This window comes from Cytobacillus purgationiresistens (genome assembly GCF_030813235.1).
GTDB lineage: Bacteria > Bacillota > Bacilli > Bacillales > Cytobacillaceae > Cytobacillus > Cytobacillus purgationiresistens.
The window spans coordinates 1-22,866 of the sequence record NZ_JAUSUB010000040.1; the positions used below are offsets into that span (position 1 = coordinate 1).

Here is a 22,866-nt window from a genome sequence, read left to right on the forward strand (position 1 = left end):
CGGATTCAACATGTCAGGTACTGACTCTAAAGCGGGCGGTCCAGACTACATTATGCTGCACATGCAAGCAAAGACAACTTCTGAAATGTATTAAGTGGTTAATAATAGTTTTCATTAATTTAGAAATACAAAGTTCCTGTGAAATCTGAAATGCTTATTAAAATAACATTCTGGATTTAATAGGAACTTTTTTTTATACAAGTATATATTTTTCATTCAGCTAAAAAATATAAGTTAAGAACCCTCATTCTTATCTATAGTTATTTCATTTCACTCTCCAGTTAGAAAAATAGTGTTTTAAGCCTATATTTCTCTTCGATACTCTCCGTTGTTCTTCTATTATAAATATAGATATCAAATAGAAAATAAATATATTAACAATACATTTTAAAAGATATATTGACATAAAATATTCAAACATCTATATTAATAGAATAACATTTATATTTATGCATCTATATTCACAGAGAGAAAGGAAGTCTCCTCTTGAAAGTTACAGTAGGACCAGCTCAGTACATACGAGAATCGGGATTATTATCAGAAATTGGTTTATATATAGAAAAGTTCGGCAAAAAGGCGGTCTTAATTGGCGGCATCATAAGTAGAGAAACAGTAGAAGCCCCACTAATAGAAAGCCTCACAAAACATGGAATGACACTCGAACAATCACTTTGGTACGGTGGAGAAGCCTCCATTACTAACGTCGACCTTCTTGTAGAAAAGCTCGACACGCTTGATTACGATGTCATCATCGCAGCTGGCGGCGGGAAAGCGATTGATACAGTAAAGGCAGTAGCGCATCGCGTGAATAAGCCCTTAGTCGCTATACCAACGATCGCAGCGACTTGTGCAGCTACTACACCAATCTGCATTATCTATAGCGACGAAGGAGAATTCCTTGAGATTAGCAGAGAATCAAAGGTGCCGGAAATGGTTTTAGTAGATTCAGATGTCATTCTTCATGCGCCCGTTCGCTACTTAATCGCAGGCATCGGTGACACTTTAGCTAAATGGTTCGAGACAAAGACTTCTGCGAAGAAGGCTATACCAAATGCACGCAACCAAACGGCAATTGCAATTGCTGGTCAGCTTTATCAAACGATGCTGAATATAGGGAAGCAAGCGGTCACATCTATAGAAGAAGAGAAGATGACGCCAGAGCTTGAGGATATGATCGATGCAGTAATCCTTATTAGCGGTAGCGTAAGTGGTTATGGCGGCGATGATTGCCGTACTGCCGGAGCACATGCGATTTATTCTGGATTGACGATTTTCCCAGAGGTGCATGAGACTTACCATGGTGAAATCGTCGCTTTCGGAATTTTGGCTATGCTTTGCATGGAGGGTGAGGACGAGCAGGAGATTAGGGAACTGATTCGCTATTACCAAGAGGTCAGCCTTCCTTATACCTTGAAGCAGATGAATATCGCCAGGCTGACGGAAGCGCAATGGCAAGAGCTTGGCGAGGTGTCTGTAACGATTGAAGATATGGCAAATATGCCATTTGATGTGACACCTGAGATGGTGGTAAAGGCAGTGAGCAAGGCAGACAGTATAGGAAATGAAATGTTAGTTAAATAGATAGGAATATATATTGGGGGAAATGACGATGAAAAAGTGGATGGTCATGATTTGTGCATTTGCGTTAGTTTTAACATTGGCTGCATGCGGAGGCAATGAAGGTTCATCAGGTGGTTCAGATGGAAAGAAAGAACCGCTAAAGGTTACTTTACCAACTTGGACTGGCTACGGCCCGTTATTTTTAGCGAAAGAAAAAGGATTTTTTGAGGAAAATGGCATCGATGTTGAGCTTTCGATTGTTGAAGGTTTAGGCGAACGCAAGCAAGCGTTGGCTAGCGGGAAAATCGATGGTATGGCAACAGCGTTAGATGTCCAGGTTTCTTTGGCCGCTTCAGACATTCCGCTTAGTGTGGTTTGGTTGTTGGATGATTCGTTTGGCGGCGATGGGATTCTTGTGAAAGATAACATCAACGATATTAAAGATCTAAAGGGAAAAACAATTGCCTTTGAAGTTGGGTCTACTAGTCACATGCTTGCTTTGACTGCACTGCAGGACGGCGGGTTAACTGAGGAAGATGTAGAGGTTGTACCGATGTCTGCAGGCGATGCGGGTGCAGCGTTCGCAGCTGGCAAGGTGGATGCGGCTGTTACTTGGGAGCCTTGGTTATCAAAAGGATCAGAAGCTAACGGCAAGGTATTGTTAACAACAAAAGATCTTCCAGGGATCATCGTTGATACAGTCAGCTTTACAGAGAAAGTCATCCAAGATCGTCCAGAAGATGTAGAAGCATTTGTTAAAGCAATGGGCGAAGCGATGGATTATTGGAAAGAGAATGAAGATGAAGCCAATGAAATCATGGCGAAGGGCTTGAAGATTGATACGGAAGAATTCGTGGCAACAGCAGAGGGCTTGAAGTTCCTTGCTAATGAGGATAACAAAGAGCTATTTGGCACAGAGGACAGCAAAGGCTCGATTTATGAATCAACCGAAAATGCAATTAAGTTCTATAAAGAGCAAGAGATTATTGATAAAGAACCAAAAGCGGAAGACATTATCAACTCAAGCTTTTTGAAATAAACGGGGATGAAGGATGTACTTGAAAGCCTAACATATGAGAAGATTTTCTTTCTCATGCGTTAGGCTTAGGCTTTTTTTAGGCAACTTCGCTTTCAGACGGCGAGCATTTTAAAGAATGATAGAATTGGGTGAGTGGAATGCTGGGAAAATTATTTACTCCAAAAAAAGAGATATCGAAAAAGCTTTATAGTTCAGTTGGTATTATTACATTTATTTTAGTATTAGCGATTTGGTCCATCCTTACATACGGCGGGTTTGTTAATGCGTTATTCTTGCCGACTCCTACTGCAGTATTGTCAACGGGGATCGATTTGTTTGTGAACGGGAATCTGCTTTCGGATATTGGCATTAGTTTTTCAAGGGTACTCGTTGGTTTCCTAATTGCCGCTGCGATTGGTGTGCCTCTGGGGATCTTGATGGGATCGTTGAAAATCATGCAAGGAGCGTTTGAGCCGATTATTGGTTTTATTCGTTATATGCCTGCTTCTGCTTTTATCCCGCTATTGATCTTATGGATTGGACTTGGCGAAACACAGAAAATGAGCGTTATTTTTCTCGGAACGTTTTTTCAGCTGACGCTTATGATTATGGATGTAACGAAGAATGTTCAGAACGATTTAATCGATGTTTCTTATACATTAGGTGCTTCGAAGGTTCAAGTCTTTACGAGAGTCATTCTCCCAGCTTCTATGCCGGGTATTGTTGATACGCTTCGCATTACTTTCGGATGGGCTTGGACGTATTTAGTTGTGGCAGAAATCGTTGGTGCCTCCAGCGGGATCGGTTATATGATTATGCAGGCTTCTCGATTCCTGCAGCCGGATAAAATTATCGTGGGTATTCTGATTATCGGCTTACTTGGACTTATGACAGATATGCTGTTCAAAGCAATTTACCGCAAGTCATTTTCATGGATGAGAAAGGATGGGATGTAAGATGGAGACGCCAAAGCTGGAGATTAAAGACGTAGGTAAAATCTTTAAAACAAAGAGCGGTGAAACAACTGCTTTGGAAAAGACCTCCTTTACGATCAAGGATGGTGAGTTTGTCACCATCCTAGGACCATCTGGTTGCGGGAAATCAACTGTTCTTCGTATTGTCGCAGGGCTTGAAGAAGCAACTTCAGGGCAGGTGCTTCTTGATGGCCAGCCGATTGATGGACCAGGTCCTGATCGCGGAATGGTATTTCAATCGTATACACTGTACCCCTGGTTAACCGTAAAAGAAAATATCACGTTTGGATTAAAGTTAAAAGGTTCATCGCAAAAGGAGCGCGATGATTTAGCACAGTATTACCTCCAGCTGATTGGCCTTGAGGGATTTGAGAAGCATTATCCCGTTCAATTATCAGGCGGAATGAAGCAGCGTGTTGCCATTGCACGCGCCCTTGCAAATGATCCGAAAGTGTTATTGATGGACGAACCCTTTGGTGCATTGGACGCGCAAACACGAAATATAATGCAGGAAGTGCTCTTAAAGGCATGGGAAAAATCGAAAAAGACCATTCTATTTATTACACATGATGTCGATGAATCTATTTTTCTAGCAGATTCCGTCCATGTTATGACCGCGAGACCTGGACGTTTAAAGAGAAATGTTCCGATCGCCTTGGATCGTCCGAGAGATTTTAGTGTCAAAGGTACACCAGAATTTGCTCAATATAAAGAAGAATTGCTTTCATTGATTAGGGAAGAAAGTTTAAAATCGATATAAAAGTCTCTATTGATAGGAAGGTGCATGGTCTAAATGAACATTGAATCCTTTTTTCCAAAAGACATTAAAACGGCATTAGAAAAGAACCCGCCAGGCGCATGGATGTCAGCAGTGCCAGATGGCTGTATCCGTTTAAATTCCGGCTATCCAGCCACAGGGCTCGTTCCTGCTGCCGAAATAAAATCAGCCTCCGCACGCCTTCTTGATGAAGAGAAGGATCTGCCGCTGCATTATTTAGGAAGCCCGCGAATCGATAAGCTGAAAGAGCAGATTCAAGAAAGGCTTGGGAGCCGCGGGATGCATGCCGAGAGTGATGAGCTGTTAATTACAGCAGGCGCTTGTCAGGCGATAGACTTAATTGCCCGTATTCTCCTTGATGCACAAGCAGTGGTTGCTGTGGAAGCCCCAACCTATATGGAAGCGTTGGAGGTTTTTCAAAACTATACAAGTCAGATTATCAGTATCCCGATAGACGATAAGGGACTCGAAACTGAGCAATTAGAAACAGTATTAGCGGAGAGAAAGAAGAACGGTCTTACACTCCCGCGCCTTGTATATACGATACCAAACTTCCAAAATCCTACAGGCACGACGATGTCATCAGACCGCCGAGAGCATTTATTAGCGCTTTCCAAAACGTATGATTTCCTTATTTTAGAGGATGATGCCTATGGGGAATTATCCTTTGGAGAAATTCCGCAAACATTAAAGGCGATGGATACGGATGACCGCGTATTGCACGTAGGATCGTTATCAAAAGTTGTAGCTCCGGGCATGCGAATAGGCTGGATTGCAGGCAGTAGTCAGTTCATTCCATCATTGGCATGGTTCAAAAAAGATTTGGACCACCCATTTGTGCAGTCCATAATGGCTGCTTACTTAGAGCAGGTGAACCTTGAGCAGCGGACGAAACAATTAAAAGATAAATACAGCGAGAAATGTACGAGATTAATTAATGCACTTGAACAATATCTGTCTGATCAAGCATCTTGGTATGTCCCTGAGGGTGGCTATTTTGTTTGGGTTAAGATCCCTGGGGTTAATACAACAAACATGCTGCCATATGCTTTAAATGCGGGTGTGGCTTATGTGCCGGGGCAGTACTTTTTCATGAATCAGGAAGAGGGCACAGAATATCTGCGATTGTCATTTAGTTATGCGGATGAGCGTGAGATAGAAAAGGGTGTTCAGATCCTGGGTGAAGTAGTGAAGGAGACATTGTAGATTAATAATAGTGGATTTTACTAACCGGTTTACCAGAAATGGTAAACCGGTTTTTTGATATTGATCTCGTATGGATATTTTCTTGATTCCTTCATATTAAATTATCTCTTACCGAACTTGGGATGGAGGAAACACCACTGATCGAAAGAGTTGTACCATGCACTTTCGGACTGTATACAAAAGAGGAGCAAGATCTATGAAATAGTTTATTGCTGATATATATATAGGATACCTCATTCGATGAAACGTTCCGTAAACGATTATTAATGAATTAATATAACTTTTTGCCTGATTACTACAATAGTATGCCTGTTGTGATAGGGGATTTTAATGGGCAAGTGATGTGTAGGCTGAATACTCAACCTCGCATCAAAAGTAGAGGAGATAGGGAAGTAAAGCTCGAATACTGCCAAACCTTACCTCAAAAGTGAATTATATAGAGAAGTAAAACTCCAAAAACTTTCCGATATCTTCCAAAGCCAGTCTAACTAAACGAAACCATTTTCAATGTTCTTTTCATCCCTCAAAAACATTGAAAATTTCATTGACGAAAATTATTTTTCTGTATAAAATTAAAAAGTAAGTCCTCCGAGAATCTCCATACTAGTAAAATACCAACGAAATTGTCATTTTTCCCTCAGAATTTTTTCAATTTTCAATAAAGTGAAAGCGCTTAAATTCAATCTTTCTAAAGTCGTTAAAAAGCGTCCTTTCTTAGAAAGATAAGAAAGTATAAATTTTATAAGTTAGGAAAATGTCTAGCTCCAGCGCCTACCTCCTCTATGGTCTAAGCCTGAGGGTGAGCAAGGCGTTTGCGCTTTTCTTATAAATATAATGGGAGGGGTTCATTTGCAAAAGTTTAAAGCCGGTTTTGAGTTTGTTGAGAGAATCATCTTTAATATTGGCTCGGTTGTGCTGGGCGTTATGATGATTTGGATATTTCTCGATGTTTTGTTTAGAACCATTTTTAATCAGCCGATTCCAGGTACGGTTGAGTTAACAGGCGAGTATTTAATGGTTTTAATCGTTTATTTAGGACTGAGTTATACACTCCGTCAGGATGGACATGTAAAAGTTGTTTTTTTATATGATAAGTTCAGTGAAAAATGGAAAATGCGTTCAGACTTCATCACGAGCCTTCTTGCTACCATCTCATTTCTATTCATAAGCGTATTGAATTTTAATGAATTTCTAGTTTATCTTCAATACGATATTAAGTCAGTTGGGATATTAGGTTATCCGCTTGCACCTGCCTTACTCCTCATCTCCTTAGGGTCACTCATACTTTCTATTAGATTATTCATCAACATGACGGTAATTGTAACTGAAAGAAAAGCACCGATTCAAAGCTCAATTTCAGAAAGCGAAACAATGTAGTAACAGAAAGAAAAGGGAGGGATAGTATGGCTGCTACATTCATCATTATTTTGCTGCTAGTCTTGCTGTTTATTGGTATGCCTATCGGTTTTGCTTTAATTTTCGTCGGCTCTTTAGGGATTGTGATTGTCGGTGGGATCGATGCATTTCTTGGCATTCTATCATCTACAGCTTACCGCAGTGTGAATAGCTTTACGTTAACAACGATTCCTTTATTCATCTTAATGGCGAATTTTATTGCGAAGAGTAATATAGCGAAAGATTTATATAATTGTATTTTGAAATGGATTGGTCATATTCCGGGTGGTGTAGGCGTATCGACAGTCTTTGCCAGTGCAGGGTTTGGAACACTATCCGGTTCCAGTATTGCGGCAACCTCCATTATGTCAAAGATTTGCATACCGGAAATGGTGCGGGCGAATTATAAGCCCACTTTCTCAGCAGGGCTAGTCGCGTCTTCAACTGGTACGCTGGCAGTGCTGATCCCGCCGAGTGTGCCGCTCATCTTGTATGCGGTCCAAACAGAAACTTCTATTGGTAAGCTATTAATTGCAGGAATTGTTCCAGGGATTGTTTTAGCTTTATTATTAACTGCCTTTATTGTCTTGAGTTCACTCAATAAAAATACAGTGATTGAGAAAGCAACCTGGACAGAAAGATTCCAGTCTTTAAAGTTTATTTGGCCAATGATTGTGCTTGTAGCAATTGTTCTAGTCATCATTTATTTCGGTATTGCGACTTCGACAGAGGCGGCTGCATTCGGTGCGCTTGGTGCCTTGGTCATTGGCTGGCTTTTAAAAAGATTGAATAAGAGTGCAGTTGTTGAAGCGTTTAAAGACGCACTGCAGCAGACAGCGATGATTTTTACAATCGTCATTGGTGGATACATATTTGCCTATTTCTTTACTTTATCAGGTGTGGGTCAAAGTATGATCACTGCGATTTCAGAAAGCGGTCTTTCTAAATGGACGATTCTATTCTTGATTATCTTGTTTTATCTCATTCTTGGCTTGTTTATGGATTTAATCGGTTCAATGATCCTAACTTTGCCATTGGTATTCCCGATAATCCTCAGCCTGGGCTTTGATCCAGTTTGGTTCGGTGTATTAGTTGTTTTATTGCTGGAAATTGGTCTTGTTACGCCCCCCGTGGGCATCAATCTATTTATTACGAGCAAGTATTCGAAAATTCCGGTTGAAAAGGTATTTTACGGGTCGATACCGTTTATCTTCCTGCTTCTATTCTTAGTCTTACTGATTGTGGTCTTCCCGGATCTGGCTTTATATCTGCCAAATAATATGTAATGAGAGGTGAGGTTTATGAAACGAATAAAACGTACGGGGATAGTAAGTATGTTCTTCCTCCTTGCGATTGTGATCAGCGGATGCAGCTCAACTTCAACAGTAATCGATGAAGATGAAGTAAGAGTTCGGTTCGCCACCTATGTTCCGGTGACTTCACCAGTCTATAAGTATGTAGCAGAGCCTTGGATGGAACGGGTGGTCGAGCTGACGAATGGAAAAGTGGAATTTAATACGTTTCCAGGTGAACAATTGGGTAAAGCACATGATATGCTAAAGCTCACAAGGGATGGAGTCATTGATATCGGACTTTTTCCAGCGAACTATTTTCCGGAATATATGCCGATAACAAGTGCATTGACTGGTTTTCCTAGCTTAAATACTTCATCCTATCAGGGGACAATGGCTTATAATGAGCTATTAAAAAGTGATGATGAGTTAATTCAAAGAGACTTTGTCAACAATCGGATGGTGCCATTGATGGGGCATGTCTCACCTACTTATGATGTTTGGGCAATAGATAAGGAAATCAGAGTGCCTGGTGATCTTAGAGGCATTAAAATCCGGACAGCTGGAGGAATTACGAATGAATACTTCAGCCATTTCTCCGCGGTGCCTGTGACGATATCCCATACCGAAACATATGAAGCGCTCGAGAAAGGAATCATTGACGCGGCGAATTATTCGAGTGTAGGTGTGGAGGCTTCAGGCACAAAGGATTTATTGGGGCATGCGACTTTTCCTCATATCGGTACAGCGATTCATTCATTAGTCGTTAATGAGCGGATATGGAATCGCCTTCCTGAAGATGTGCAGCAAGCGATGAAGCAAGCAGTAGAGGATATTCTTGAAGAATCCGGAGTAAACTATGATGAAGAAACAATCCGATTTAATGAGTTATTTGAAAAAGAAGGCGGCGATATTATCGAATTAACAGGTGAGGAACAGCAGCAGTGGGATGAAGCTGCCACTGACTTCATTGAAACATGGATTGATAATAATGATGATAAAGGTGTTCCATATCAAGAAGTTTTGGACCATTACAGAGATTTGCTTGATAAGGTACAATAAGGATAGTCATTGACTCTGATTCTTTCAGAGTCAATTTTTTATGATGCTTACAGAGGGAGGCGTCTAGGATGAGTAATCAATGGAATAGTGAATTTGAAATTTCCACAAATCTGGCCCAAGCGCTAATTGAAGAACAATTTCCATCACTATCGCCAGCTAAGGTGGAATATATTGCTTCGGGCTGGGATAATGCTGTTTTTCGTGTAAATCATGTGTATATGTTTCGTTTTCCGCGGAGAAAAGTGGCAGTCCCGTTAATCGAGACAGAGAATCATGTGCTGCCGAAAGTTGCTTTGAGTTTAGAAGGAGAGGTACCAATTTCTACGCCAATCTTTTTAGGAAAGCAGAGCGAGCAGTTTCCTTATCCATTCTCAGGCTATCATGCAATAGAGGGTAGAACCGCAGCTGAACAGAATGTAACGAAAGAACAGCGCATCGATATCGCCAAACCAATGGCATCCTTCTTGAAAAAACTGCATGCTATCCCTAATAGTCGCCTGCAAGATTGGGGAGTCGGACAAGATACAATTGCGAGGCTTGACTTGCAAACAAGAGGACCAAAGCTAGAAAAAGAATTAACGATGCTTGAGAAAAACGGAATGATAAAGGATGCTGCCCCCTACTTGCAAATGATTGATGAAGCTAGAGCTGCACAAGAAACACAGCAAACCTTTGTTCATGGCGATTTATACTTCCGGAATTTCTTAGTGGGAGAGCATGGAGGTTTAGCTGGCATCATTGATTGGGGAGATTTACATATTGGCAATCCAGCTGTTGATCTTGCGATAGCGTTTAGCTTTTTCCCGCTGGAAGGAAGAAAGATTTTTTTTGAGAATTATGGTGCAGTCGATGAAGATACGCTTTATCTTGCGAGATTTAGGGCATTGTATGTGATGTCTTATTTGGTTTTTTATGGAATGGATATTGAAGATCAACAAATCACTGATGAAGCTTTGGTTTCAATGGAGCATATTTTAGAGAATGAGTGACGGCTTATTGCCATTAATTAATATGTGGAATCAAGTTGTAAATTACGATACAATACACTAAGCGGCCTAGATGATTCTTGGCCGTTTTATTATGTGGAAATAAGAATGTGGAGGAGAAACGAAAGTGAGAAAGATATTCTCAAATTATAAATCAACAATATTCTTGCTGGGCGCGATCATTATTGGCGGGATAGCCGGTGTTGTTTTTGGGCCGAAAACAGCAGTTGTGAAGCCTTTTGGCGATTTGTTTATAAATTTAATGTTTATGATTATCGTTCCACTCGTCTTTTTTAGCATTGCATCAGCAATTGCCAATATTAGTGGGATGAAACGATTAGGGAAAATCATGGGAAGTACGTTCCTCGTCTTCTTTATAACGGCAGCCGTTTCTGCGTTACTTGGATTTGCTGGAACAACTGCCTTTGATCCTTTGAAAAACACAGATACGACAGCGATTACAAATATGATGTCAAATGCGGAAGTGGAGACAGAGGCTGCAGAGGTTTCTCTATTAGCTAAGCTTGTTGAAACGGTAACGGTTACAGACTTTTCTCTGCTCTTTTCTAAGAGCAATATGCTGCAGCTTATCGTTTTTGCCATTTTGTTTGGTTTAGCGACTGCCCTTGTTGGTGAAAAAGGAAAACCGATGGCTAACCTGCTTTTATCAGGCACAGAAATCATGATGAAAATTGTGAAGATCGTTATGTATTATGCACCTATTGGACTTGGCTGTTATTTTGCCACGATTATTGGTGAGTTGGGTCCACAGATTTTAGGTGGATATGTACGTGTATTTGTATTATATCTTGCTATTACGCTAGTTTATTATTTTGGATTTTTCACTTTATATGCCTATGTTGCAGGCGGAAAACAAGGCATAAAGGTATTTTGGAAAAATGCCGTTCCTCCTTCAGTTACAGCGATTGCCACTTGTTCAAGTGCAGCAAGTATTCCTGTGAACCTTGATGCTACAAGAAAGATGGGTGTGCCAAAGGATATTGCTGAAACAGTGATTCCTCTTGGAGCCAATACGCATAAGGATGGTTCAGTCTTTGGCGGCGTGATTAAAATTGTCTTCTTATTTAGTTTGTTTGGATATGATATGACAAGCATGAAGAGCATTTTAAGCATCATTGCCGTTTCTTTCCTAGTAGGAGCCGTTATGGGAGCAATTCCGAGCGGTGGATTGATTGGCGAAATGCTGATTCTAAGTGTATTTGGCTTTCCACCAGAGGTGTTGCCGATTATTGCTGTCATCAGTACAATCATTGATGCCCCTGCAACATTGCTGAATTCTACTGGAAATACGGTTTCTGCGATGATGGTGAGCCGTATGGTTGAAGGGAAGAATTGGCTAAAAAATGCCTTGCAAGCACGTCCTGTACAATGATAAAAAGGCTGTTTTCTATCGTTGAAAAATAGAGGACAGTTTTTAAAAGATAAGAAAGAATAAATTTTTTCAAGTTAGAAAAATGTCTAGCTCCAGTGCCTACCCCCTCGGCTTATGCTTGTCGGGGGTGAGCAAGGCTCCCCGCGCTTTTCTTATAAGAATAGGTTTATAGTTTAACAGTATTGGGTAATAGAGATTGTTGGAATAACAAACTTATTCTTATAATTTTTTACTTATGAACTTGCAAAATTCGTCTATTTAATCAATTATAATAGTAGACTATTATCGATTAGGAGAATATGGGATGAAGAATCTTTATGAGTTTATTAAAGAGAGAACTTGGAGCATCACAGAACAATGGTATGCAGACCTGGACAAGTCAAAAGACGGTGTATACGGAACGACTGACTATGTACAAATTCAGAGTTTAAAGAACCAGAATCACGAGTTTCATGTTATCTTCTGTGAACTATTCAATGCGGATAGCTCGGAAACGGAGGAGAGATTTGATAACTGGCTGGATGCTGTAGCCAGGGACCAAGGGCATCTGAATACTCCACTCGACCAGATTATTGGTGAGTTTTTAACCGTGCAGGAGCAATATTATAGGCTGGTTCAGGATTATGTTATCTCGTTAGATTATACATCTACACATGATGAGGTATATCAATGGAATAACTTAATCACTGCTTCATTTAGTAAATTAATTCGTGAGTTTAGCAAAAGAAATATCGATGAATCTGAGAAACTATTACAAGCGCAGCAAGAGATGATTGTTGAGTTGAGCTCGCCAGTTATCAAGATTAAACAAGATGTGGCGATTTTGCCTTTAGTTGGAGATATCGATACTCATCGCGCCCAGGTCATCTTTGATAAAACCTTATCACATTGTAACGAATTTCAAATAGAAGAATTAGTCATTGATTTATCTGGTGTAGTGATTATTGATACGATGGTCGCAGCCCAGATCTTCCAAGTTATCGATGGCCTAAAGCTAATTGGAACAGTAGCCAGTCTGACTGGCATCCGTCCTGAAATTGCGCAAACGGCGGTACAATTAGGCATCAACTTCAGCGGTGTGAAAGTATATGCTACACTAGAACAAGCATTGCAAAACACGAAATAAATATGAACGAAAAGCAAGAGGGTATCCTCTTGCTTTTTTTGCTTTAAAAAGACCATCCAAATGGTATGGGTTTATTCTCATTGAATCTCTTTAAGAAATAATAGGCAGACAACACCTAATTATGGTAAATTATATTATATAAAGTTGTCCGAAGAGAGAGTGAGATGATGAAAAAGCTTGCGTTACTAATCATGGTTGCAGGGTTAATCGTAATTGGCTTTGGGGCATGGGAAATTATTAGCAGTAATATGAAAGAGACGAAATCCTTACAAACTGCTAAGGCGATTGTAGGAGTTGAGCAGGGGAAAGAGGGGCATTTTAAGCCTGAAATAGGTGAGGCCGTCGGTGTACTTGCTATCCCGAAACTAAATGCAGAGCTGCCTATTATTGAGGGTGCTGATCCGGATGAACTAGAGAAAGGTGTGGGCCATTATCGCGGGAGCTTTTATCCTGATGAGAATGGGCAAATTGTGCTCTCTGGTCATCGCGATACCGTATTCCGAGGAGTGGGGGAGCTTGAAATTGGCGATACACTTGATGTTCATGTGCCATATGGAAAGTATCAATATCGCATCACACATACAAAAATAGTCGATAAAAACGATACAAGCATTATCACACTGCAAGATTCTGAAGAAGAATTAATCCTGACAACCTGCTATCCGTTCAGCTTTATTGGAGATGCGCCAGAGAGATATATTATTTATGGCGAACGAGTGAAGTAACACTTTTTCGCTTCTAATAGAATGTAAGTCTATCTTTTTGGTGAGATAGGCTTTTTTGTATATAATGATTGTTAAAATAAGTAAATATCTTATATTGATTTAATTTTTTAAGTGCTATATGATTTATCCAGGAGTTTAGAACTAAGTTACATGAGTTATTTTCTTTAGGATGTTTTGGTATACTTTGTTGCTATTCACAATAATCGTTGATTTCCTCTCCAAGGGCTTGCTTTCCGCGGGGCGGGTGAACTGCACCCCAATCATTGGACACTCAAATAATTAGGGTGCTTTGATGAACAAGACAAAAAAGTTAGCGGTTCAACTCTATTTATTGGGAAAGTTTTCTTATCATGAGGTTGCCGCATTTATAGGGATAGACAGGAAATCGGTGATTGGGATGAGCAGTTTAAAAAAACAGGTGGAGAAGCCTTTGTTTCCCAAAAGGAAGGACAAACCACTATGACTAAAAAAGCGAAAACAGAAGAAGAAAAATTAGGAGAACTACAAGCAGAATTAGAACGTTTACGTATGGAAAATGCGTATTTAAAAAAGGTGAATGCCTTAGTTCAAAACAAGGAAAAATCACCAAAAGGGACAAAGCACCAGTAGTCTATGAATTAAGGCATGAATTTCCGGTGACTTCATTACTAAAATTAGCTGGGATTGCACATAGTACTTATTATTACATATTGAAGCAAATGAATCGTCCGGATCCAGATGCGAGCTTAAAGGCGGAAATAAAAGCAATAGATAACGAGCATCAGGGCCGTTATGGTTATCGCTGTAGTCAAGGTGAATTACGGAATCGAGGAATAAAAGTTAATCACAATAAAGTACAACGTATCATGCAAGAGAGGTTTAAAAAGCATAGTCCGTATAAAGAAATATAAGTCTTTTAAAGGGGGAGTTGGGAAAATAGCGCCTCATATGTTAAATCGTCAATTTATAGCGAGTCACCCAAATGAAAAATGGGTGACGGATATCACTCAGTGTAACCTATTAGGAGAAAAGCTGTATTTATCACCTGTACTCGATTTATTTAATGGTGAAATCATCACCTACACCCTTGCCTCTAGACCTACCTATTCATTGGTATCTGAAATGTTAGAGAAAGCCTTTGAGCGTTTACCAAAAGGTCATCCTACGCTTATGATGCATTCAGATTAAGGATGGCATTATCAAATGAAACACTATCGCGATAGGTTAAAGGAACGAGGCATTATACAAAGCATGTCACGCAAAGGGAACTGTTATGACAATGCCGTCATGGAGAATTTCTTTGGGATACTAAAATCGGAAATTCGCTACTTAAGAGAATTTGAAAGTGAAGAGCATAACGGATTAAAATAAAACTAAAAGGACTGAGTCCAGTACAATACCGGTCTCAGTCTACAGTTGGGTCACTTCACTCCTGCGGGGTCTCACCTATCCCGCTGCTCCCGCAGGATTCACGCACATCCGCTCCAAACAACTTTGTTATCATTGGTTTGTCTTATCAAAACCTATGAAAAAACAACAATCTTTTAGAAAAGAGCCTTTTTTTATAAACACTTTTTTTACAAAAGGAAGGTAGGGGCATTGCGTAAAGATACTTACTCGCTAAATATTTTACTCATTTAAATAATTACCTCATTGAAAATTTTACTCATTATAGGAAGTGTTTTTTGAATAATAGCCGCACACCCTCAAGTAGATAAGGCACCTCAAATGCTTTATTCTCCCTTTTTATTTAAAAAGGGGAAAATTTGAATAAGAGTAACTTTCTGTCTCAAAAAATATTAAATCTATGACCACTATGAAAAAATCTATATTTATTAAGCACCTTAGCCTCTAAATTTTTTCGGAATTTTGTGATAAAATCTTCATAACAAGTAAGAAAGGAACTTCACGAAATGAAGATTCAAACAGTTTCAATAATTGGGCTTGGCGCATTAGGAGTCTTGTTCGGATATCATCTGTCTAAGAAAATGCCTAATGGGACATTGAAAATAATTGCAGATGAGGATCGTATTAAAAAATATAAGAGGGAAGGAGTATATTGCAATGGAGAGCTGTGTGATTTCGACTATGCTACACCAGATCAATTAAGTCATCCAGCTGATTTAATCCTTATTGCTGTTAAATATAATAGTTTGCCAGAAGCCATTCAAGCAGTTAAACATCTAGTGGGTGTTGATACAATCATACTTTCCGTGTTAAACGGAATTACAAGTGAAGCAAGGATAGGAAAAGTCCTTGGGATGGAGAAGGTCGTTTATTGTGTAGCGCAAGGGATGGATGCAGTGAAGGTCGGGAACCAAATGTCTTACCATCATATGGGGATGCTAAGTGTCGGAGATAGTGCACCAGGATACGTCTCATCCAGGGTAAAGGCCTTGGTTGACTTTTTTGGAAATATTGAATTGCCTTACGAGGTAAATACGAGCATGATTAAGCAGCAATGGGGAAAATTCATGCTGAATGTCGGAGTAAATCAAACGGCAGCTGTTTATAAAACAAACTATGGTGGTATTCAAGTTGAAGGTGAAGCCAGAGAAACGATGATTGCTGCGATGCGTGAAGTGATTCATCTATCTAAATATGAAAGATTGGATTTGAGTGAGGATGATCTAAGCTATTGGTTGGGTGTATTAGATGGTCTTAACTCAGAAGGTAAGCCATCGATGGTTCAGGATATGGACGCCGGAAGACAAAGCGAAGTGGAATTATTTTCTGGGACGGTGTTAGAATTATACAGAAAGCATGGCCTTTCCGTTCCGCCAATAAATAATGAACTGTATCAAAAAATTAAATTGATGGAATATCAGTTTGTCTAAGTAGACATCATTTAAGGGATATATGTAAAAAAAATAAGGGGTTAGCTGAATGCTTGGAGGTTTCTATGTCAAAGAATTTTCCGATTTTTCATAACCACGAAGGTCCGGCTTTATCATACCCAGACGAGTTGATTGATCTATTTTATAAGACTGCCACAGGCGGCTTTGTTATTATTGGTATGGACGATTGTTTTATTAGAGTAAGTGAAAAGTATACACGGATTTTTGGCTATAGTGAGTCAGAGATGATCGGAAAGCGTTTTACTGAATTTCTTGAGTGTGACAGAATGGCAGAATATGTGGGCGAAACGAAATTAGGCAAGGAAATATCCAATAGGGCTAGTCAAGGCTATCATAAAGATGGAAAGATACTTGATATTGATGTCTCTTATTCACCTTTTCGAAATGCCAATAAAGAAGTGATTGGAGTCATCGTCATTTTTCGGGATATTACCGGAAGGAAGGAAATGGAAAGGGAATTGAAGAAGACCCGTGGGTTATATCAGTTAATCACAGAAAATACCTCTGATATGATATTGGTTTATGGAAGAGATAAGCGGATTATATATGCTTCTCCTTCTCATGAGGTGATATCAGGTCAAGCGATTGATGGAATGATAGGACAGCATATTTTTGACACTTTAAATCAAGAGGAACGAGATTATTTTGAAATTATTTTCCAACGAATTCAGGATACGGGAGAACCGCAGATTATTCAATCGAAGATGAAAGATGCGGAAGGAGAGACGATATATATCGAATCCAATATCTCCCCAATATATAATGAGTCAAACCGAATTGAATTTTACGTTTCAGTAGGAAGAAATGTGACCGACCGTATAAAAAATGATGATGCCTTAAGAAATTTGGATCGGTTATCCATCATTGGGCAATTAGCAGCTAGTGTGGCTCATGAAATTAGAAATCCGCTGACGTCGTTGAAAGGCTTTTCAAAGCTTCTTCAGCATATCGATGAGAAGGACAAGCAGACTGAGTATTTATCGATCATTTCCCATGAATTAGAACGAATTGATGGGATCGTGAATGAGTTTATGTCGTTGGCGAAGCCGCAAGCTGTGGATTATGACCAATATAATCTGAAGACTATTTTAGAAAGCACAATCAATTTTCTTCATCCGCAAGCGGTCATGAACAATGTGCAAATTTATTTAAATATTCCGAGAGATACGATAGAGCTATTATGTAATTCGAATCAACTGAAACAGGTATTTGTGAATTTCTTGAAAAACGCAATTGAAGCCATGCCTGATGGCGGGGAGGTTCATATCCTTGTGGAAACCTTGGAGAATAAAAGAGTGACCATTCAGTTCAAAGATGAAGGAATAGGCATAAGTTCGGATGTTCTTCATTACTTAGGAACGCCATTTTACACTACAAAAGATAAGGGTATCGGCTTAGGCTTAACCGTTAGCAATAAAATCATCCAGGAACATAACGGCTCAATGAAAATCGACAGCAAGTACGGAATCGGCACAACCATCACCATTGAACTAGGGTATTCATGTTAACAGCACCTGCAACCTCTAACATGGATGTTACATAAAGAAAATGCACCTGTTACCCCAACAGATGCATTTTTATTATTGTCGAAATTTGTAGGTGACAGGCACCTAACTTTCATCCTCGTATCGGTCGGAGGTCGGAGGGGTTTTTACGGTTGTGGTCCATGGAAATGGGGTGGGGGTTTGGTGTATTCTATAAAGGGAAGGGAATAGTTGTGAGGGTTTGAGTGAGGGAAGTTATATTTCCTTCATGATAAATGAAACTTTACTGCTGTTTCTAACGTATAGAAATTAAGGCGTTTATGTCAGGAGTCGATTAATTTGAATCCGTTTTTATTGTTCTTTTTACGCATGCTCATCTCTGTGCCGGTCTCGGTGACTGTGTGGCTGTTTAGCTATTTTGCGTTTGATCAAACTTTCATTCTTTCTGGTGCAATCGGCGTAGGAGCAGGTTTAGTTACTTATTGGATGTCAGGTGTTGTGATGAAGCATCGCTTTATAAAAAGTCATGGAATGAAGCGAAAGGAATACCTTTATATAGAGAAAAACCTTGATGAAGCGAAGCGGAAGCTGGATCGTTTGCATAAGGCGCTCATCTCCATTCGTCATCTGCCATCACTTAGGCAAAGAATGGAATTCATCAAGGTAACGAGAAGAATTTACAGGCTTACAAAAAAAGAGCCAAGGCGTTTTTATCAGGCCGAACAATTCTACTTCTCCCATCTTGATTCAGCGGTAGAATTGGCAGAAAGATATGTATTTCTATCTTCACAGCCAAGCAAAACAAGGGATTTGGAAAATTCTCTGAATGAAACACGTAAGACATTAAAAGAGCTGACAGTCAATGTAGAAAAAGACTTACATGACGTCATCGCGAATGATATTGATCAGCTTCACTTTGAAATTGATGTGGCAAAGCATTCGATTAAAAAAATAAAAGATTCTAGAATGAATGACGAAAGCAGGCGATTAAAGTGACGGAAAACAACCCTTCCTTGTCCAAACAACCGACTGAAGCAAACTTACTAGATGACTTACTTGCCGATCCATTCGGAGATCCGCAAACACTGCAAAAGGAAGAGCATATCCCGACAGATAAGCCGGTTAAACTCATTGATGTCATTCCTGAAGAGAACCGGGCAAAGGCCTATCAGCTGGCAGACCAAATCGATCCGAAAAATCATCAGGCGATGATTTCATATGGTACACCTGCCCAATCAAAGTTATTATCTTTCTCCCATACGATGCTTGAGCATGTGCAGAAGAAAGATGTTGGAGAAATAGGGTCCATCATCGGCGAGCTTATGCAGAAATTTAATGATGTAAACCCTGATGATTTGAAGGCTGAAAAACCTGGCTTCTTTTCCCGGATGTTTGGCAAGCTATCCAGTTCCATTCAAGAAGTGATGTCACAGTACCAAAAAACAGGTGCACAAATCGATCGAATTAGTGTGAAGCTTGAGCGCAGCAAAAACCTATTACTGACAGATATCGTCATGCTGGATAAGCTTTATGAAAGCAATAAAGAATACTTCCACGCATTAAATGTATATATTGCAGCTGGTGAGCTGAAGCTTGAGCAAATGCACGAACAAACCATTCCTGAACTGAAAACAGCAGCCAAAACTTCTAATGATCAAATGAAGTTCCAAGAAGTGAATGATATGATTCAATTTGCTGACCGTCTGGATAAAAGGCTGTATGATTTGAAGCTTAGCCGTGAAATTACGATACAGAGTGCGCCGCAAATCCGTCTTATCCAGAATACAAATCAAGCGTTAGTGGAAAAAATTCAATCATCCATTATGACTGCGATACCACTTTGGAAAAATCAAGTGGCCATTGCACTTACATTAATCAGACAGCGCCATGCAGTAGAAGCGCAAAAGCAAGTATCTAAAACAACGAATGACTTGCTTTTAAAAAATGCAGAAATGTTAAAAATGAACACAATTGAAACCGCTAGAGAAAATGAACGCGGTCTCGTGGATATAGAGACATTAAAGAAAACGCAAGAGAACTTAATTTCTACACTTGAAGAAACCCTTCGTATCCAAGAAGAAGGACGCAGTAAACGGAGACAGGCTGAATCCGACTTGGCTAATATGGAAAATGACTTAAGAATGAAGCTATTAGAAATCAAGGATAAATAATGTCATAGGAAAGAGGCGCTCAATTTCATTTGAGCGCCTCTTTTATTAGGGGCAATCATCTTTGCTGCCAAGCTAGCTTCTTTTAATCGGAAGCTTAATTGTTACCACTGTTCCTTTATTTTGCTCACTAGCGAAATGTATGGTCCCGCCATGTGATTGTACGATTTTAAAGCTAACCGTTAAGCCAAGTCCAGTCCCTTTTTCCTTTGATGAATAGAAGGGTTCACCGAGCCGTTCAAGGAGCTTATTGGATATACCTATTCCATTATCCTTAACGACTATAACGGCAAAATGATTTTCATGTTGAAGGTCCACAGAAATGATGCCATCTCCGTCGGCGGAGGCTTCAATCGCATTTTTGATAATATTAATAAATAATTGTTTCAATTGGTTCGGTTCACAAAGAATTGCTACCTTGTTAGTTGTTGAAGTAAAGTCAATCGCTATGTTATGCAAGGACGCTTCCGTTTTCAAAAGAGAAATCACATTATATAGAAGCTTCTCCATATTAGCCTCGATAAATTTTACTTCCTGCGGTTTGGCCAATAATAAGAGTTCACTCACAATATGGTTAATGCGATCTAATTCTTCCTCCATAATTCGATAGTAAAATTGATGCTTCGGATCGTCTGTCTCTAGTACTTGGACAAATCCCTTTAACGAAGTAAGCGGATTTCTAATCTCATGAGCGATACTTGCAGACAGCTCACCGACAACCGATAATTTCTCGGTTCTTCTAAGCTTTTCTTCAGCAAGCCTTAGTTTGGTAACATCCTTACCGTAACAAATGATTCCGGCTGTTTGATCATTGATAATCATTGGTACCGCTGTGCATTCTAGCGTAAGTGTATGGCCTTTTTTGTGGAAAACTTCCATCTCACAATGCTTATGGGTTTGTTTATGGCGGATTTCAGCCATGTCATGAATGATGCTTTCTTTAAACCGTTCAGGAAAGATCTCGGTAATATTCCTCTCTATGATTTCTTCCGCATCGAAACCTGTGACCGTATTAAATTGTGGATTAACATTTGTAATCCCGCCCTCTAAATCCATCATGAAGATGATATCTTGACTGTATAGAAATAATGATTTATATTGCTGCTGGCTTTCCTTCAATAAACGATCGATTTCTTTTTTCTCTGTTATGTCTCTTCCAATGATAACCATCCCTTTACGGCTGCCATTCTCATGAAATAATGGAACTTTGATCGTATCAAATGTCTTAAAGGAACCATTCTTCAACGGGATATATTCTTCAATCCGGCTAATTTCTCCCTTTTTCCACGTTTCTTCATCAGAGGTGATGCAATATAAAAAGGAATTCTTATAGAAGTCTTCTGTTTCAGACAATTCCATATCTGTCTTTCCACGAAAACTATTTTTATCGAGGCCAAAGAGTTCCAAAGCCACTTCATTTGCTTCAATCCATCTCCCTTTACCATCTTTGAAATTAATAAAGTCCACCATGGAATTGATTAACGTTAATAATCGTTCCTTATCCTCTTTTGAAGTATTCAATTCTTCTATTTTATTAATAAAGTAATAGAATAAAAAAGCAGTTATCCCGATGTACATGACTTCCTTCATCCTTGTCAGCAGATGAAGATAAGAAGAAGGTGCATATTGCTCTAAAAGGTAGTTCGTACTAAATATCCACACAATACTTCCAAGAAAATATAAGATTAAAAATTTCTTTTTCGTCATCAAAAGGACCCCTATTCTATTGATCAACCAATGATGTTGTATAATATAGACATCATTGGTGGCTGATACTACAACTATTATTCAATATTAAAGGATTCTTTGGAATACTTCCATAATGGATTTACTTTTTATTAATTTATAATAAGGATGATGAGAATGTACATGACAATAAAGGAAACAGCAGAATTGCTCTCTAGCTCAGAGCATGCAGTGAAAAAATTAATTCAACAGAGACGGATTCGAGCGGTTTTTGATGGAGAACAATATTTAATTAATAAGGAACAATTTAATACGCATATGAAGCAAGTGGAAAATTATAAAGCCCTTGTAGAGGAAATTTTAAATGAACCGCTGCCGGAAGACAGAGATATAAAGGATGAAGATTGAAATCTATTTATTTTACAATTAAAATAATTTTGGCTATTCTAATAATGAGTAACCAATGAGGAGGAGTTAGAATGTACGATATTATTATAGTAGGTGCAGGTCCTTCAGGGGCAAGCGCTGCTTTATTTTCTGCAAAAGCAGGTAAGAAAGTGCTAGTTTTAGATAATGACAAAGGTGTAACTAAAAGAGCATGGGTAGAAAATCATTATGGTGTAATGGAAGTTGCTGGACCTGACTTAGTTGAGACAGGCAAGAAACAAGCGGTTAAGTTCGGTGCTGAAATTGTGAATGCGACTGTGGAAGCAATCGAAAAAACAGATGCAGGTCTAAGCATCCAGGCTGATGGACAATCATACGAAGCTAAGCATATTATTCTTGCAACTGGATTCATGGCCGACTTAGCTGAAAAAGCTGGCGTAAAAACAAAGCCAGGAACAGAGCCTCGTGTGAAAACAATTGTCGATGTTGATGCGTTCGGTAAATCAAATGTTGAAGGTATCTGGGCTGCGGGCACTACAGCAGGAGTAAGCGTACATACGATTATTACAGCTGGTGATGGAGCACGTGTTGCAGTGAATGTCCTTAGTGAAATCAATGGCGAACGCTACGTTGATCACGATATGTTAAAAGCATAAGAGAAATAAAAACAGATAAATCCGATGGGGTTTATCTGTTTTTTTAATGCTTTAGACCAGTTTACAAAGTACCTAAATTGTAAGAATGATATAAAAATAGAAACTTCTTCCTATTAAATATAGTGAACAGTAC

At 39.3% G+C, this 22,866-nt stretch carries 19 protein-coding genes and 1 pseudogene; 19 read left to right on the top strand and 1 reads right to left on the bottom strand.

The window, feature by feature from the left end; all coding sequences use genetic code 11:
- The first annotated feature begins 486 nt into the window (after positions 1-486).
- The 17 genes and pseudogenes from J2S17_RS25900 (at position 487) to J2S17_RS25980 (ending at position 20,007) form a co-directional block, all read left to right on the top strand.
- Positions 487-1,581, top strand: a complete 1,095-nt coding sequence (locus tag J2S17_RS25900) for an iron-containing alcohol dehydrogenase family protein (protein WP_307479557.1) — start codon at positions 487-489, stop codon at positions 1,579-1,581.
- A 28-nt stretch (positions 1,582-1,609) separates the two neighbouring features.
- Positions 1,610-2,599 (top strand): ABC transporter substrate-binding protein, encoded by a 990-nt coding sequence (locus J2S17_RS25905; protein ID WP_307479560.1) that lies wholly within the window; start codon positions 1,610-1,612, stop codon positions 2,597-2,599.
- 137 nt (positions 2,600-2,736) lie between these two features.
- Positions 2,737-3,534: an ABC transporter permease gene (locus J2S17_RS25910; RefSeq protein WP_307479563.1), complete on the top strand. Its 798-nt coding sequence runs from the start codon at positions 2,737-2,739 to the stop codon at positions 3,532-3,534.
- 1 nt (position 3,535) lies between these two features.
- On the top strand, positions 3,536-4,312 hold the full coding sequence (locus J2S17_RS25915) for an ABC transporter ATP-binding protein (protein ID WP_307479564.1): 777 nt from the start codon (positions 3,536-3,538) through the stop codon (positions 4,310-4,312).
- Between the two features lie 33 nt (positions 4,313-4,345).
- A complete protein-coding gene (locus J2S17_RS25920) occupies positions 4,346-5,536 on the top strand; it encodes an aminotransferase-like domain-containing protein (RefSeq protein ID WP_307479565.1) in 1,191 nt (396 codons plus the stop codon).
- Positions 5,537-6,385: 849 nt separating this feature from the next.
- Positions 6,386-6,913: a TRAP transporter small permease subunit gene (locus J2S17_RS25925; protein ID WP_307479568.1), complete on the top strand. Its 528-nt coding sequence runs from the start codon at positions 6,386-6,388 to the stop codon at positions 6,911-6,913.
- A gap of 26 nt (positions 6,914-6,939) precedes the next feature.
- Positions 6,940-8,217: a TRAP transporter large permease gene (locus J2S17_RS25930; protein ID WP_307479570.1), complete on the top strand. Its 1,278-nt coding sequence runs from the start codon at positions 6,940-6,942 to the stop codon at positions 8,215-8,217.
- A gap of 15 nt (positions 8,218-8,232) precedes the next feature.
- Entirely contained in the window at positions 8,233-9,285 is a 1,053-nt protein-coding gene (gene dctP / locus J2S17_RS25935; RefSeq protein ID WP_307479571.1) for a TRAP transporter substrate-binding protein DctP, read from the top strand.
- A gap of 68 nt (positions 9,286-9,353) precedes the next feature.
- Complete coding sequence (locus J2S17_RS25940; protein ID WP_307479573.1) at positions 9,354-10,274, top strand: phosphotransferase; 921 nt, start codon at positions 9,354-9,356, stop codon at positions 10,272-10,274.
- A 124-nt stretch (positions 10,275-10,398) separates the two neighbouring features.
- Entirely contained in the window at positions 10,399-11,664 is a 1,266-nt protein-coding gene (locus J2S17_RS25945) for a dicarboxylate/amino acid:cation symporter (protein WP_307479575.1), read from the top strand.
- A gap of 304 nt (positions 11,665-11,968) precedes the next feature.
- Positions 11,969-12,790 carry an STAS domain-containing protein gene (locus J2S17_RS25950; protein ID WP_307479577.1) on the top strand — a complete coding sequence of 274 codons (822 nt, stop codon included), beginning with the start codon at positions 11,969-11,971 and terminating at the stop codon, positions 12,788-12,790.
- Between the two features lie 164 nt (positions 12,791-12,954).
- Positions 12,955-13,515, top strand: a complete 561-nt coding sequence (srtD, locus tag J2S17_RS25955; protein ID WP_307479578.1) for a class D sortase, LPxTATN-specific — start codon at positions 12,955-12,957, stop codon at positions 13,513-13,515.
- 393 nt (positions 13,516-13,908) lie between these two features.
- Positions 13,909-14,900, top strand: a pseudogene (locus J2S17_RS25960) (IS3 family transposase); the annotation flags it as partial.
- Between the two features lie 507 nt (positions 14,901-15,407).
- Positions 15,408-16,331, top strand: a complete 924-nt coding sequence (locus J2S17_RS25965) for a ketopantoate reductase family protein (RefSeq protein WP_307479581.1) — start codon at positions 15,408-15,410, stop codon at positions 16,329-16,331.
- A gap of 65 nt (positions 16,332-16,396) precedes the next feature.
- Positions 16,397-17,860 carry a PAS domain-containing sensor histidine kinase gene (locus tag J2S17_RS25970; protein WP_307479583.1) on the top strand — a complete coding sequence of 488 codons (1,464 nt, stop codon included), beginning with the start codon at positions 16,397-16,399 and terminating at the stop codon, positions 17,858-17,860.
- 315 nt (positions 17,861-18,175) lie between these two features.
- Positions 18,176-18,832 carry a 5-bromo-4-chloroindolyl phosphate hydrolysis family protein gene (locus tag J2S17_RS25975; protein WP_307479587.1) on the top strand — a complete coding sequence of 219 codons (657 nt, stop codon included), beginning with the start codon at positions 18,176-18,178 and terminating at the stop codon, positions 18,830-18,832.
- Positions 18,829-20,007 (top strand): toxic anion resistance protein, encoded by a 1,179-nt coding sequence (locus J2S17_RS25980; protein ID WP_307479590.1) that lies wholly within the window; start codon positions 18,829-18,831, stop codon positions 20,005-20,007. Before J2S17_RS25975 ends, J2S17_RS25980 begins: the two co-directional genes overlap by 4 nt.
- Before the next feature lie 72 nt (positions 20,008-20,079).
- On the opposite strand, the gene J2S17_RS25985 is transcribed toward J2S17_RS25980, so the two are convergent.
- A complete protein-coding gene (locus tag J2S17_RS25985; protein ID WP_307479592.1) occupies positions 20,080-21,711 on the bottom strand; it encodes a PAS domain-containing sensor histidine kinase in 1,632 nt (543 codons plus the stop codon).
- Between the two features lie 156 nt (positions 21,712-21,867).
- Between J2S17_RS25985 and J2S17_RS25990 the strand changes: the two genes are divergently transcribed.
- Together J2S17_RS25990 and J2S17_RS25995 are read left to right on the top strand one after the other, a co-directional pair.
- Positions 21,868-22,098 (top strand): excisionase family DNA-binding protein, encoded by a 231-nt coding sequence (locus J2S17_RS25990; RefSeq protein WP_307479595.1) that lies wholly within the window; start codon positions 21,868-21,870, stop codon positions 22,096-22,098.
- Positions 22,099-22,169: 71 nt separating this feature from the next.
- Positions 22,170-22,733 carry an NAD(P)/FAD-dependent oxidoreductase gene (locus tag J2S17_RS25995; protein WP_307479598.1) on the top strand — a complete coding sequence of 188 codons (564 nt, stop codon included), beginning with the start codon at positions 22,170-22,172 and terminating at the stop codon, positions 22,731-22,733.
- The last annotated feature ends 133 nt before the right edge of the window (positions 22,734-22,866 follow it).